Source organism: Indibacter alkaliphilus LW1, from assembly GCF_000295935.2.
Taxonomy (GTDB): Bacteria; Bacteroidota; Bacteroidia; order Cytophagales; family Cyclobacteriaceae; genus Indibacter; species Indibacter alkaliphilus.
This window is the reverse complement of sequence record NZ_ALWO02000002.1, coordinates 84,368-97,910: the sequence shown is the minus strand read 5'-3', so window position 1 is coordinate 97,910 and position 13,543 is coordinate 84,368. Positions and strand designations below refer to the sequence as shown.

Sequence of the window (13,543 nt, the reverse complement as noted above, 5' to 3'; positions counted from 1 at the left end):
AACATGAAGTATTTATCGAATGACCTTCTTTTTTTCTTTTCCATATCTACTAAGTTAATCGAGCTTAACTTAATGTCCAATCAAATGTAGCAGATCCAAATACAACCGGAAGCAGCTTGGGACGTCTTGGCCGTTTGATCCTGATAGTTTCCCAATCTCTTTCAAGTACGTCTTTGAAAAGTATTTTAAAGGCACTGATTGTCTGGTTGATGCTTGATACTGAAAGTTGGCCGGCTTCAATCCTCTTAAAAAGATAATCCTTTAATTCGGGGATACTGATCGTGTCCGGACTTTTCCCAAAATGGGCTGATACTACAGATACCAGACTAAGATACGTCTTGATACTTCTAGGAGAATAATGCCTGTAAACCATCTCCTCATACATTCTTCGGCGCAAATTTTTTTTTCCATGATTAAATCAATTAATGGTTAAACATGGAATAAATTTAAGGTAAATATCTAAAAATCAGACTCTTAAAATTTAGGTCTAAAACTACCGACGAAGGAGGTTTAGTTCAACGGTCAAGGCTAAGAGCAGGCGGGCTTTAAAACCCTATTCCCTGTCCGCCACGACCAAGGTTTGTTAAAGGTAATCTCTTTCAATTTAGCACTTTCCGCCCGCTTGCTCTTAGGCAATGTTGGGCAACGTTTTTATTTCCTTAGTGGCAATGCATAACATAATGTCGTTCTTCATAATGCTTTAGAATTTGGCCTGTTTTTGGGTCTATATGCAAAAGTTCTTCATCAGAATAGCACTTTTCTTCATAAAGAGTATTAAAGACCATCCAATAGTATTTTCTTTCATCAAAGTCAAATTCTAGTCGCTTTATTGGGTTCTTTACCGATTTTTTTAACCCTTGATTTTCAATAATCTTATCAAGCTGATTTTCATTAAGCCAATCAGACTTTCTTCCTTCTAACAGATATTTTGGAATTCTATCTAAGTTAATTTCAGAATTCAAACTTAGGTCAGAAGCTAATTGGACAGAAATTCTTTTGTCCACATATTGATATTGAAATTCTGGATGGTTTAATATAAACCTAATGCTTTTCCCATTTACAAAATCTCCTTTAGTCTTTTTCCCTTTATTGATGTTTTCCCATTTGGTTTTCCCTGTTCTATTTTTGTATTCATAGTAAGAATCTGGGTCAAGTTTGAAATAATTAAACAGTTCTTCGCCAACGGCTTGTTTTAAATGAGATTCAGCCTTCTCTATTACTTCATAAGTTAGATAAGTCTGTGAATAGATTTGTGTACTTGTAAAAAACAAAAGCACTATGTTTAATAAACTTTTCATTTAATCTGTCTCAATTTCGGGGGGCCACCACCTTGTAAATGACTTTCAGGATAAGTCAATTCCCAAATAATGCCATTTTTATCTTCATATTGCTTAATCCATCCGTCTTCACTTACTTTTATTTCCTTTAAGTCGTTTTTGATCATTGACTTGATTAAGAAGCAATTGGAATCAGGAATAACTTCTCCATTTTTAAAAATCCACTTTCCAATTATTTCCTTTTCCATTCATTGTAATTTTTAAGATTGCTCTTATTTCGGTGGTTGGTCTTCTAAAATGTTGCCCAACTTATTTATAATAACGTATTTATAGTACCAAGCTGACAAATACTGACAGCTTGGTGCCAAATTAGCATAAATTATTTAAAACAATAGTTTTTTTATAAATCATCAAAAGGGGATCTTATTTCTGAAATTTTTTTCTTACTCACATGGGTATAAATTTCCGTTGTCCTACTGCTATTGTGCCCTAACAACTCCTGAATGTACCTTAAATCCGTACCGCTTTCCAATAAGTGAGTGGCATAACTGTGTCGTAACCAATGCAAGGTTACCGGCTTTTTTATCTTCGCTTTTTTTATTGCCTGTTTTAGCACCTGCTGTAAGCTACTACCTGTATATTTCGAGCCTATTTTCTCCCCTTCAAATAAGTAAACTTTTGGACGCTCTGATTTATAATTCGCTCTCAATAATTCAATAAGCTTATCAGAAATAGGAACCACTCTGTCTTTTTTTCCCTTGCTTTGTTTGATAAAAAGTAACTTTCTGTTTGGATCAATATCATTTAATTGAATGTTTAATAATTCACTTCTTCTTAGTCCACATGCATAAATCAGACTGATCATGGATTTATGCTTGATATTTGAAATGGAATCCAATATCTTTTTTACCTCTTCCTTGCTCAATACATTTGGCAATGCCTTCTCTCTTTTTGGCCTGTAGATATTTTCAGGATTGAATTTTTCACCCTTTCGATTTAAAAAGAATAATTTGATGGCATTGACAAATTGGTTTTGGTAGGAACTGGAATAAGCATTGGCAAGTATGTACGCTGTATTGAATTTTTCTAAATCGGAGTTTTCTATTTCCTCTATTCGTTTGTTCTCAAAAAACCTCAGAAATACAGATATAGCATCCCTGTATGTTTTTATAGTATTTTCACTGTACCGCTTATTCCGTAGCCAATCCTCGAAGCACTGAATGGCCTTTATCTTCTCTGAAGAAAGATCCGGAAGAATTATTTTTATCTTTTCTTGAGGGATAGTAGCCTTTTTTAACTCACTGTAATCCAACCACGCTTTTCCCTTAAAAAACTGAAGCATTTCCGACAACCTGCTGTCTGAATATTTAACCCACCAAACTTTCATCCCCGTGTCCCAATTGGAACCGTGAAATTGCCTGACCAATTGCTTGAGCTCAAAGTCATAAGGGAACTCTATCCTTATGATTGGATGATCGCCTATCCAATCATTTTTTAAAACCAGCTTTTTCATAAAAATCAGTTTTAAAAAACATTTCTTTTCATAAAAGTATAATCTTCCTCAATCTAATTGGAATTTGATGACATATTAAACGGTTAATTATCCGATTATTTAAAAAATTTAACCCCTGCAGTTGATGCAGGGGTTAAATTGTATGCGCAAAATATACGACCCGGAATCTGTGATTTCCGGATGCCGGATTCCTTTGATCTTAATGTTTGAAATGCCTCACTCCGGTCATGACCATGCTCATGCCATTGGCATCGCAAAAATCTATGGAGTCTTGATCCTTGATGGAGCCGCCAGGTTGAACCACCGAGGTGATACCCGCCTCGTGGGCAATTTCCACACAGTCAGGGAATGGGAAGAAAGCATCCGATGCCATCACAGCTCCGTTTAATTCAAAACCAAAAGATTTGGCCTTCTCTATGGCCTGTCTGAGGGCATCTACCCGCGATGTCTGACCAACACCTGAGGCAAATAACTGATCGCTGTTACTCAATACAATTGTATTGGATTTGGTGTGCTTGCAGATTTTGGCGGCAAATACCAAAGCATCTTTTTCGTATTCGCTTGGAGCTTGCTTGGTTACAATTTTAAAATCAGCTTTGCTTTCGGTGTTGAGGTCTTTGTCCTGCTCGATTACTCCATTGAGTAAGGTCTTGATTTGCTTGTTTCCGGGAGCATCGATTTTCTGCAATAAAAGGATCCTGTTTTTCTTACTTTTCAATACTGCCAATGCGTCTTCATCAAATGATGGTGCGATCAAAACTTCGAAAAATAAGCTGTTCATTTCCTCGGCAGCAGCCAGGTCCACATTCTGATTAGTCACCAATACTCCGCCAAAAGCTGATGTAGTGTCAGCAGCAAATGCTTTTTGGTAAGCTTCTTTTACGGTGGAGGCGGTTGCACAGCCACAGGCATTGGTATGCTTGAGGATGGCAAAGGCAGTTTCACCTTTAAACTCAGCGATTAGAGCGACAGCAGCATCGATATCTACAAGGTTGTTGTAAGAAAGTTCCTTACCGTTCAGTTGGTCAAACATTTCGGTAAGATCTCCATAAAAATGCGCTGCCTGATGCGGGTTTTCTCCATATCGGAGTGCTTTGGATTTGTTTTCAGATACTTTAAGGGCAGGGATTTCTTCAGTTCTGTTGAAATAATTAAAAATATGGGTATCATAGTGGGAAGATACCTGAAAAGCCTGTGCGGCAAAGTACCTTCGATCCTCCATGGTAGTACTGCCATTCTGTGTCCTCAGTTTTTCTTCCAGTTCGCCATATTGATCTCTGGAAGCTATAATGGTTACATCCTTGAAGTTTTTGGCAGCTGCACGGATCAAAGAGATGCCACCAATGTCAATTTTTTCAATAATATCCGTCTCCGATGCGCCAGAGGAAACTGTTTCCTCAAAAGGGTATAAATCAACGATTACCAGATCGATAGCAGGAATGTCAAACTCAACAGCTTGTGATACATCGCCCTCATTTTCTCTTCTGTGAAGAATTCCACCAAATACTTTTGGATGAAGGGTTTTTACCCTGCCGCCAAAAATTGAAGGATAGCCAGTGAGCTCCTCTACAGGAACTACTTTTGCTCCTTGTTCTTCGATAAACTTTTGGGTGCCTCCTGTAGAGTAAATGGTGACATCATTTGCTTTGAGAAGAGCAATAATTGATTCAAGATTGTCCTTGTAAAAGACAGAGATAAGTGCGGATTGTATTTTTTTGTTAGCCATAATGTAGTGATCTGTCACAAAGGAATGGAAGCCGGAATTTGGATTCAGATGATGTGACTATATTTTGATAAGAAAATTTTCAAGTGCCAAAGGTAGGAAAACCAATGCATTAAAGCAGGCTTTCAATCACATTTGGGAAGTATTTGTACTCCAATTCATGTACTTTAGATGCAATGTCCTCGGGAGTATCGGAACTGGAAATGGGTACTGCTGCTTGAAATATGATTTTTCCTTCATCATAATTTTCGTTGACCAAATGTATGGTGATCCCGGTTTTTTTTTCTCCTTGATCTTTCACAGCTTGGTGTACCCGCATTCCGTACATTCCTTTTCCACCATATTTTGGCAATAAGGCGGGGTGAATATTGACAATACTGTCAGGGAATGCCTGAATCAGGTTTATAGGGATTTTGAGTAAAAAGCCTGCTAAGACCAGCAGATCAATTTTTGCATCTTGAAGCTTCTGAACAACCAAACCGGCCTCCAGTTCTTTTTTTGAAAAGGTGAAAAAAGGCACCTCAAACTTTCTCGCCCTTTCCAGTACGTATGCGTCTTCCTTGTTTGATGCGATAAGGACAACCTTGCCTTTTTTAGATTTTGTAAAGTATTTGAAGATCTCTTCAGCATTGCTGCCACTGCCTGAGGCCAGAATAGCTATATTTTTCAAGGGCTTTTATTTTATTGAAGTGTAAAATTACTTAGCATGATTCGAGTCTCCAAAGAAAATTACAGGACAAAAAAGCAGAATACCATTTTTAAAATGGAATGCTTTTGTAAAAAGGGCAGGATACTCAAACGATGACAGCAAACTCCGCTGTTCGACATTTGTAAGGTCGAACACGGATAAATCGGATTTTTAATTCGATTTGGAGAATATTTCTCGCAGCAAAGACCAACATTCTCGTCAGGATACAAGCGATGATTTTTGTAAAGTCAGACTCAGAACAATGTGCCTTCCAACGCATTTTTACTATATATGTTTTATTAAATAAAATTTTATACAATTTATTTTTGTTTTTGGAATCTTTTTAAAATTTGATTTCGTAGGCTAAGTAAACTAAAAACAATCCTATGAAAAATATATCTTTAATATTAACTGTGCTGGCAATGCTTGTAAGCTCCTGTGCAGTTGTCAGGCAGGGAGAAGTAGGAGTGAAGAGTAAGTTTGGCAAGCTTTCTCCTGATGTCGCAGATGCCGGCTTGGTAGGTTTCAACCCATTTACTTCCCGGGTGATCAAAGTGCCTATCCGTACTGTCAATCAAGAGGTGAAGCTCAACCTGCCCAGCAAAGAAGGGCTGACCATAGATTCGGAGATTTCCATATTATACAGTATTGAAAAGCAGCAGGTACCCTTTATCCTCGAAGATGTGGGAGAGGACTATGAGAGGGTTTTGATCCTGAATGTATTTCGGTCTGCCGCAGCAGATGTTACTGCACAATACATGGCCAAGGACATGCACTCTGGAATGCGTTCAGAAATTGAGAAAAACATACAAGACCGCATGCACGAATCATTGAGGCCCAGAGGATTTGTGATAGAGCGGGTTTTGATGAAAAGTATTCAGCTACCGGTAGAACTTAGCAGGGCCATTGAAAGAAAGCTCAAAGCCGAACAGGAAGCCCAGCAAATGGAGTATGTGTTGGATAGGGAAAGGCAAGAAGCCGAACGGAGAAGAATTGAAGCAGAAGGAACGCGAGATGCCCAAAAAATCCTTGCAGAAGGTCTGGTTCGGGAAATCATAGAACTCAGAAGTATTGAAGCTTTCCGAGAGTTGGCCAACTCCCCAAATGCCAAAATCATCATCACAGACGGTAAAACACCTTATTTGATCAATTCTGATAATCAGTAGAGAAGTAGAGGAAGGATGAAGGATGAGGTAGGAAGGATGAAAAAAAGGAGGGGAGATATAATTATCGCAAGGCCTCCTAAATCGTCCTTCGTAAATCCGAAATAATGAAAAAAAGCGAGAGAATCGGTGCCTTCGAAATTCATCATTCGATATTCGATATTCATAATTTCGAAAAATGAATCAAGGATTTGTAGGAGCGAGGTGCCAAGCCTGTCCCGAGCATTGGGAAAGCAAGAAACAAGTGGGAGCAACGAATATTTGCTCCCTTTGTATTATATTAATTGGTTAAATCCTTCACTTTACTCAGTCCTTACAGGCAAACTCACTTTCACCTTATCCCACATCAAAGAGATTGCTCCATGATTACCGGATTCTATTTTCACCTCATAAGTCAGACGTTGTACTTCTTCTTCCAATTCCTCAGGACTTACAGTCAACCTGACCACATCCTCTGATTGATCATAATCATCAGCCAAATGCTGATCGTAGTTTTTATTGAGAATCAGGGTCCACTCTTCTCTTCCAGGGATGGTAAAAAAACCATACATGCCGGCGGGTACTTCTGTGTCTCCAATCATCACGTCTTCTGAAAAGTCAATGGCAGTCGCCCAATGCGATCCACTTACCCAGACCTGGTCATACGAAACCAAGCCATTCCAGATGACCCTTCCCCTTTTGCCAGGAGACCCATAGTTCACAGTGATGTCAGCATTTCCTATACTGCCTTTTGCTTCTCTTCTAGCACTTCCTTTAAATGTATCTTCTACCAAGCCTGCATTGACACTGTCTGCATAGCTTGTTTTCTCAAGTGTATGTTCCTGTTCTAATTGGCTGATACCCTCAACACTTCTTAAATCCTGAGTTTGAACTGATTTTTCGGTATTACAGGCCATCATCAAGGAGCTTGCAACAATTGCTGGAATCAAAGTTTTGAAATTCATTTTCGGTTAAAATTTTGTAGCTAAAATTGTTCTAAAACTATGCTGATTTATGGATAAGGTATTTTTAAATATCCTTAAACTGTTCCATCAACTCTTCAGAAATACCGGTTGTGGAATATCCACCATCATGGAAGAGGTTTTGCATGGTCACAAACCTGGTCAGGTCGGAAAACATGGTAATGATATAATCAGCACAGGCTTCTGCTGATGCATTTCCCAATGGAGACATTTTATCTGCGAAGTTGAAAAAAGCATCAAATCCCCCAATTCCTGTTCCGGCAGTAGTTTTGGTCGGGGATTGGGAGATGGTGTTTACCCTTACTTTTTTTGCTTTCCCAAACCGGTAACCATAGCCTCTGGCTATACTTTCGAGCAGGGCCTTGGCATCAGCCATATCTGTATAGAATGGGAATACCCGCTGAGCAGCAATGTAGGACAGCCCCATGATGGAACCCCACTCTTTCATGACGTCCATTTTCTCAGCTACCTGCATCATTTTGTGAAAAGAAATAGCCGAAACATCATAGGATTTCATGGCCCAATCATAGTTTAGGTCTCCATACGAGCGCCCTTTTCTAATATTTGGTGACATGCCGATGGAGTGAAGTAAAAAGTCGAAATCACTGCCGAGATATTCTTTGGCCTCGGAGTAAAGTTTTTCTATATCTTCCAAAGAAGTTGCATCAGCCGGTATGACGATGGTCCCGCACTGCTCAGCCAATTCTTTGATGGCCCCCATCCTCATTGCGATCGGAGCATTGGTCAAAACGAATTTGGCTCCTTGTTCATGAGCTTTCAACGCAGTTTTCCAAGCGATGGAATTTTCATCCAATGCACCTGTGATGATGCCTACTTTTCCTTTTAATAAATTCTCTGCCATACTATATTTGATTAAGGTTGGTTCTTGATTGAAAGGGTAAAAATAGGGAAAATTTCCATATTGCTTGAATTTGCAATGAACCGGAAAGGTGTATGTGACATAGGGATGTGAATTCCATTTTCTGAGTCTAGCTAAAAACTTCCAAAGTACGCTGAAACAAAAAGCACTAACTCTTTGCAGCTCAGTTGGTCAATAATTCCTTGGCACTTTCCACTGCGGATTGGGAAGGACTCGCTCCTGCAATCATTTTTGCAATCTCATTGACTCTTTCTTCAGGACTCAGCAGTCTTACCTTGCTAATAGTTTTTTCTGTACTGTTGTCTTTAAAAACAAAATAATGTAATTCGCCTTTGGCTGCAACCTGTGGAAGGTGGGATATACAAATAACCTGATGCTTCTTGGCGATGTCCTGCATCATTCTCACCATTTGCAGAGCTACCTCTCCGGATACACCCGTATCGATCTCATCAAAAATCAAGGTAGGCAGGGCCATTTTATCGGCCATGATATATTTGATTGCAAAAATCAACCTGGAGAATTCACCACCTGAAGCCACTTGCTTTAGAGCTTGTGCCTTTACGCCCTTATTGGCAGAAAATAGTATATCTATCTGATCCATGCCATCTCTTCCAGGCGTGGTAAGCTGAGATGATATTTCAACAGATGCATTTTCCATTCCTAATTGCTGAAGAAGCTTAGCAAGCTCAGTGGCAAAAGGTTCAAAAGATGTTTTCCTTTTTTTGCTTAAAACCAGTCCCTTTTCTTTCAGGGATTTTTCTGATTCCAGTGTTTGTCTTTCGAGCTTTTCAAGCTCTTCGTCCAGGTTTTCAACTTTAAGGACTTTTTCCGACAGTTCTTGTTCCAGTACCAGAAGTGCTTCTACAGAGTCCACTCCATGTTTTTGCTGGAGATGAAAGATCTTATTAAGCCGATCCCTGACAGCTTCCAGCTTTTCAAAATCTACTTCCACCATGCTATCTTCATCCTCCAGTTCGGCGGCGATATCTTTGAGCTCAATCAGCATGCTTTGGAACCGCTCTTGAAAGCTTTCAAATTTGTGGGCAAGTCGCCCCAATTGACCGATTCCTTGGTTTGCAATGGCCAGCATCCGTAATGCTCCAAATTCTTCGTTTTGAAGTTGGTTGAGGATTTCCTGGATTTTGGCCTTGATTTCTTCTGCATTTTCGAGGACTTCCTGATCGCTTTCCAAGATTTCCTGCTCGCCTGTCTGTAATTGGAGTACTGACAATTCTTCCAATTGGAATTTATTGAAATCGGCCTCTTTTTTCATTTCAAGGGACTGTTCCCTGAGCTGTTCATAGGCCTTCTTACTTTTTTTCCATGTTTTATAGGACTCTTGATAGGCTGTTAATTCATTTTTGGAATTGGAAAAGGCATCTACCAGTGCCAATTGGTAAGCACCATCACCCAGCTGTAAATTGTCATGTTGGCTATGAATGTCCATCAGTGTTTTGCCCAGTTCTTTGAGCGTTTCCAATCTTACAGGGGTATCGTTTACAAATGCTCTTGACTTGCCAGAGGGGCTGATTTCTCTTCTGATGATGCATTCCTGATCAAAGTCCAAGTCCTCATTTTTGAAAAAATCTTCAATCCCATAGCTTTGAATATCAAAACTCCCCTCAACCACACACTTATTGTTTTCCTCAAATAGCGCTTTTGTATCAGCTCTGTTTCCCAAAAGCAATCCTACTGCCCCCAGCATGATGGACTTTCCAGCACCTGTTTCACCGGTGATCATATTGAGCCCCGAACAAGGCTTCATTTGAAGTTCACGGATAAGAGCGTAATTGGAAATACTGAGTGATTTGAGCATGAAGGATTCAAAAATATTGTCTGGACAAATCTAATAAAAACTGATCAACCTTTCAGTAAATCATTGTACCTTCTGGCATTGTTGGGGTCAATTTTCATCAAACTTTCTACAGCTTCTGTTCTGATTTCGAGAGGTGCATTTTTAAGGACTTTACTGATCTCTTCTCCCTTCGCATCTATAAAAGCTATTGTAAAGATTCCATTGGGTTGTTGTTGGTTGGCCTCGGCCACAAGTTGAATGGCTTTTACCATGTTTTTGTAGCCCTCTTCAGGTTTTGAAGTAAGTAAGTCCAACCCTCTTCTATGATAGAGGTACATGGCTTCTCTGATAGGAGCAAATACGGAGGAAGTATAAATGTCATTGACCAACCAATAGCGGTTTCTTCTTTCATTTGGATTGGCTTGCCATCCCGGTCTTGGGGACTGCTGGGCATTGTTGACAATGTTGTTTGCAATTTCAAAATAGGGATCTCCCCCTCTCAAGGCAAAGCTGTCATAATCAAAACCAATGATGATGTAAGCATAATAGGCCAATAGGGAACTGATATTGTTCAAAAAAGAAAAGCGATTGAATTCCAAAGGCTGGTTTTGGAGAAATTCAAAAGACCAGTTTCTGTCAATAAAATTAAGGACCATACTTTCATAGCTTGTGCCATAAACTGGTCTTACAGACTGAATCTGAACTGTGGCATTGTAAAAGCCGACCTGAGGCATATCAGATATGGTAATGAGGATATTTCCTTTGATACGTTCGGTTGGTTGAAACTGGTCACTTGTCCACGTCCGCCCATTGATAAACTGCTCAAAATTGGCCTTCATGTCTTCAAAAACCCTGGTTTCTTGGGTTCTTGCCCGGTCTGAATTGATAATAACCTGGAAATTGAGCTCCTGAGCTGTTGCGGGAAACATGCCCCAAAATAAAAGGAGTAGAAGACAGCAGTTTTTCATTGCTCAGACAATTATGAAAATATAACGAAATATTTGGCCTTAGATTTTGACCGGTAGCTGCTTTAATTTTTCCAATATCAATTGAGCTATTTTTTCTTTAGGCAATAAGTCAGAATTGACCTCCGTTCCATCCTCAGAAAATATACGGACCTTGTTGGTGTCAGTTTGAAAACCTGCACCGGCGTCTCTCATGGAATTGAGAACGATAAGGTCGAAATTTTTCTTGGAGAGCTTCTCTTTGGCGTGAAATTCCTCATTCTCTGTTTCCAAAGCGAAGCCTATATGGGTTTGGTGAGGAGCTTTTTTCTTTCCTAGCGCTAGTGCAATATCCACATTTTTGATCAGTTCAATGGACATGGAATCCCCGCCTTTTTTGATTTTTTCATCAGCAATATGCTTCGGAGCATAGTCTGCCACCGCTGCAGCAAAAACAGCAATATCTGCGGAAGGGTGAATTTGAACTGCTTGATCATACATTTCTTGGGCGCTGACAACGGGATGGATATGAATACTGCTGTCCTTAGGTTTTTTAGCTCCTTTTCCCAAGACTAAATGAACCTCCGCGCCTTGGGAAGCAAAAGCTTCGGCAATGGCAGCTCCCATTTTTCCGCTGGAATGATTGCTGATAAATCTGACAGGGTCTATGGCTTCTTGGGTTGGACCTGAGGTGATCAATATTTTTTTACCGGAGAAGGCTTTGTCACTTTGAAAATGGGAAAGCACCTTTTCCAAAATATGCTCTGGCTCCATCATACGGCCCTGGCCCGAAAGCCCGCTTGCCAGCTCTCCTGATTCGGCATCAAGAATGATGTTTCCAAATGATGAAAGTCGATGGAGGTTGTTGATGACAGAAGGGTGTTGGTACATGTCAAGATCCATAGCAGGAGCAATCATGACCGGGCACCTTGCTGATAGGTATGTTGCTGTCAGGAGACTATCACAAAGTCCATTGGCAAACTTCGCCAGCGTGTTGGCGCTGATAGGAGCTACTAAAAAAAGATCAGCCCAAAGTCCTAGTTCAACATGATTTGTCCAGACTCCGGTATTTGATTCGTGAAATTGATGATAAACAGGATTTTTAGATAATGTGGCCAAAGTCAGGGGAGTAATAAAATCAAGAGCAGAAGTACTCATGATGATTTGTACTTCTGCTCCTTCTTTGACTAATAATCTTGTGAGATGTGCCGACTTATAAGCAGCAATACTGCCTGTGACACCCAGTAAAATCCTTTTACCTTTCAGTTGCATTATTATTCTTCAATAGTTTCGTCCGGATAGCGGTAGTAAAGTTTTTCCTCCAAAAACTCCTCCATTGCTAAAGTAGTAGGTTTTGGCATCCTTTCATAAAACTTTGAAATTTCAATTTGCTCTTTGTTCTCAAATACTTCTTCCAAATTGTCAACAGTTGAAGCAAATTCTGAAAGTTTGTTGTTAAGCTCTTCTTTCATTGTAGAAGAAATCTGCTTGGCTCTTTGGGAAATAATATGAATGGATTCATACAGGTTTCCGGTTTGGTCTGAAATTTTATCCAAATCTCTGGTAATGATGGATGGATTGATAGCCATATGATTGATTATTTATGTTTTCTGTTTAATTTTCTATTGGAGGGGCCGAAGTGACTTCAGTGGAAGGTCCGGCTGCTTCAGCTTCTTCTGCTTCCAACCTGGCTTTAGCCAGTCTTTCCTCATACTCTTTTTTGAACTTTTGATGAGCAATCAGTTCGGAATCTGCTTTTTTGATCAGTGGCTGCACGGAGCCCAGATATTTACTTTCAGGATATCTTCTTTGGAATTGATCTGCAAAGCTGATTGCATTTTTCAACCTTTCTTCTTTTTTGTCGAAGACACTCCTTTGACCATAGGCCAGTGAAACTTCGATCAATTTGTATGCAAGCTCTTCATTGTACTCTGAGTCTGGATAATTTTTAGCAAAATTTTGGAAATTGATAATACAGGCTCTGTAAAAATCACCCGGATACAATCCTTCAGTCAATTTATAATAGAGGATAGCTTCCTGATAAGCTTTTTTCTCAAACCTAACTTGAAGATCATCTATCATGGACATGGCTCTCTCATAGGAGTCCGACTGAGGGAACCTGTTGATGAAAAGCTGAATGGCGTTGACTGCATCTTTACTGCTTTTTTGATCCAAATTGTAGTCAGGAGAATCCAGGTAAAGTGAGTATGAATTCATGAAAAGGGCCTCTTCTGCAAGAGGACTTCTATTGTAAGTCTGGTAGAAAGTATTGAAATACCCCGCTGCCTCTATATATCTTTTCATCCTAAAATGGCTGTAGGCATAATTGAAATCTGCCATTTCAGCTTTTTCACTTCCTCTGATGACAGGGAGTACTTTTTCGTAAAGGATAATTGCTTTGTTATATTCCCCCTGCTCATAATAATTGTTGGCAGCTTCATACAGTTCTTCCCAGTTAGTACTTTTTTCCAGCTTGTAGAAAGGTCCACAAGCAGATATCAGTACAAGTAAAAACAGGGATATATAAAGGGGAATTCTTTTTTTCATCATCATTGGAAGGCGCAAATATAAGGGATTAATCATTGGTATCAAATTTTA

Annotated in this window: 15 protein-coding genes; 1 reads left to right on the top strand and 14 read right to left on the bottom strand. The window is 39.6% G+C overall.

The features are described 5' to 3' along the window. Positions 1-64 precede the first annotated feature (64 nt). The 7 genes from A33Q_RS00390 to A33Q_RS22035 form a co-directional block, all read right to left on the bottom strand. Positions 65-397 (bottom strand): site-specific integrase, encoded by a 333-nt coding sequence (locus A33Q_RS00390; protein ID WP_235062759.1) that lies wholly within the window; start codon positions 395-397, stop codon positions 65-67. A gap of 262 nt (positions 398-659) precedes the next feature. Further along, positions 660-1,298, bottom strand: coding sequence for a hypothetical protein (locus A33Q_RS00385; protein ID WP_009035258.1), 639 nt, complete (start codon positions 1,296-1,298; stop codon positions 660-662). After that, positions 1,295-1,525 (bottom strand): Imm27 family immunity protein, encoded by a 231-nt coding sequence (locus A33Q_RS00380; RefSeq protein WP_009035257.1) that lies wholly within the window; start codon positions 1,523-1,525, stop codon positions 1,295-1,297. Before A33Q_RS00380 ends, A33Q_RS00385 begins: the two co-directional genes overlap by 4 nt. A gap of 152 nt (positions 1,526-1,677) precedes the next feature. Continuing rightward, positions 1,678-2,790, bottom strand: coding sequence for a site-specific tyrosine recombinase/integron integrase (gene xerA / locus A33Q_RS00375; RefSeq protein ID WP_009035256.1), 1,113 nt, complete (start codon positions 2,788-2,790; stop codon positions 1,678-1,680). Between the two features lie 199 nt (positions 2,791-2,989). Next, positions 2,990-4,516, bottom strand: a complete 1,527-nt coding sequence (gene purH / locus A33Q_RS00370; RefSeq protein ID WP_009035255.1) for a bifunctional phosphoribosylaminoimidazolecarboxamide formyltransferase/IMP cyclohydrolase — start codon at positions 4,514-4,516, stop codon at positions 2,990-2,992. A 109-nt stretch (positions 4,517-4,625) separates the two neighbouring features. Further along, positions 4,626-5,183 (bottom strand): phosphoribosylglycinamide formyltransferase, encoded by a 558-nt coding sequence (gene purN / locus A33Q_RS00365; RefSeq protein ID WP_009035254.1) that lies wholly within the window; start codon positions 5,181-5,183, stop codon positions 4,626-4,628. A 124-nt stretch (positions 5,184-5,307) separates the two neighbouring features. Continuing rightward, positions 5,308-5,481: a hypothetical protein gene (locus A33Q_RS22035; RefSeq protein ID WP_160169326.1), complete on the bottom strand. Its 174-nt coding sequence runs from the start codon at positions 5,479-5,481 to the stop codon at positions 5,308-5,310. A gap of 106 nt (positions 5,482-5,587) precedes the next feature. On the opposite strand from A33Q_RS22035, the gene A33Q_RS00360 reads away from it, so the two are divergent. Next, positions 5,588-6,367 (top strand): prohibitin family protein, encoded by a 780-nt coding sequence (locus tag A33Q_RS00360; protein WP_009035253.1) that lies wholly within the window; start codon positions 5,588-5,590, stop codon positions 6,365-6,367. A 299-nt stretch (positions 6,368-6,666) separates the two neighbouring features. Here the strand turns inward: A33Q_RS00360 and A33Q_RS00355 are convergent, their stop codons facing one another. The 7 genes from A33Q_RS00355 to A33Q_RS00325 all read right to left on the bottom strand — a co-directional run bounded on the left by A33Q_RS00355 (position 6,667) and on the right by A33Q_RS00325 (position 13,492). Further along, positions 6,667-7,308 carry a DUF2911 domain-containing protein gene (locus tag A33Q_RS00355; RefSeq protein WP_009035252.1) on the bottom strand — a complete coding sequence of 214 codons (642 nt, stop codon included), beginning with the start codon at positions 7,306-7,308 and terminating at the stop codon, positions 6,667-6,669. A 64-nt stretch (positions 7,309-7,372) separates the two neighbouring features. Beyond that, the gene (locus tag A33Q_RS00350; RefSeq protein WP_009035251.1) at positions 7,373-8,188 is read right to left on the bottom strand and encodes an enoyl-ACP reductase FabI; all 816 of its coding nucleotides are present in this window, start codon (positions 8,186-8,188) and stop codon (positions 7,373-7,375) included. Positions 8,189-8,369: 181 nt separating this feature from the next. Further along, positions 8,370-10,022 (bottom strand): DNA repair protein RecN, encoded by a 1,653-nt coding sequence (recN, locus tag A33Q_RS00345; RefSeq protein WP_009035250.1) that lies wholly within the window; start codon positions 10,020-10,022, stop codon positions 8,370-8,372. A 44-nt stretch (positions 10,023-10,066) separates the two neighbouring features. Next, a complete protein-coding gene (gene porD, locus A33Q_RS00340; protein WP_009035249.1) occupies positions 10,067-10,969 on the bottom strand; it encodes a type IX secretion system protein PorD in 903 nt (300 codons plus the stop codon). Positions 10,970-11,008: 39 nt separating this feature from the next. Then, positions 11,009-12,217 carry a bifunctional phosphopantothenoylcysteine decarboxylase/phosphopantothenate--cysteine ligase CoaBC gene (gene coaBC / locus A33Q_RS00335; RefSeq protein WP_009035248.1) on the bottom strand — a complete coding sequence of 403 codons (1,209 nt, stop codon included), beginning with the start codon at positions 12,215-12,217 and terminating at the stop codon, positions 11,009-11,011. Positions 12,218-12,219: 2 nt separating this feature from the next. Further along, positions 12,220-12,534 (bottom strand): DNA-directed RNA polymerase subunit omega, encoded by a 315-nt coding sequence (locus A33Q_RS00330; RefSeq protein ID WP_009035247.1) that lies wholly within the window; start codon positions 12,532-12,534, stop codon positions 12,220-12,222. Between the two features lie 25 nt (positions 12,535-12,559). Beyond that, a complete protein-coding gene (locus A33Q_RS00325; protein ID WP_040489556.1) occupies positions 12,560-13,492 on the bottom strand; it encodes an outer membrane protein assembly factor BamD in 933 nt (310 codons plus the stop codon). Positions 13,493-13,543 lie beyond the last annotated feature (51 nt).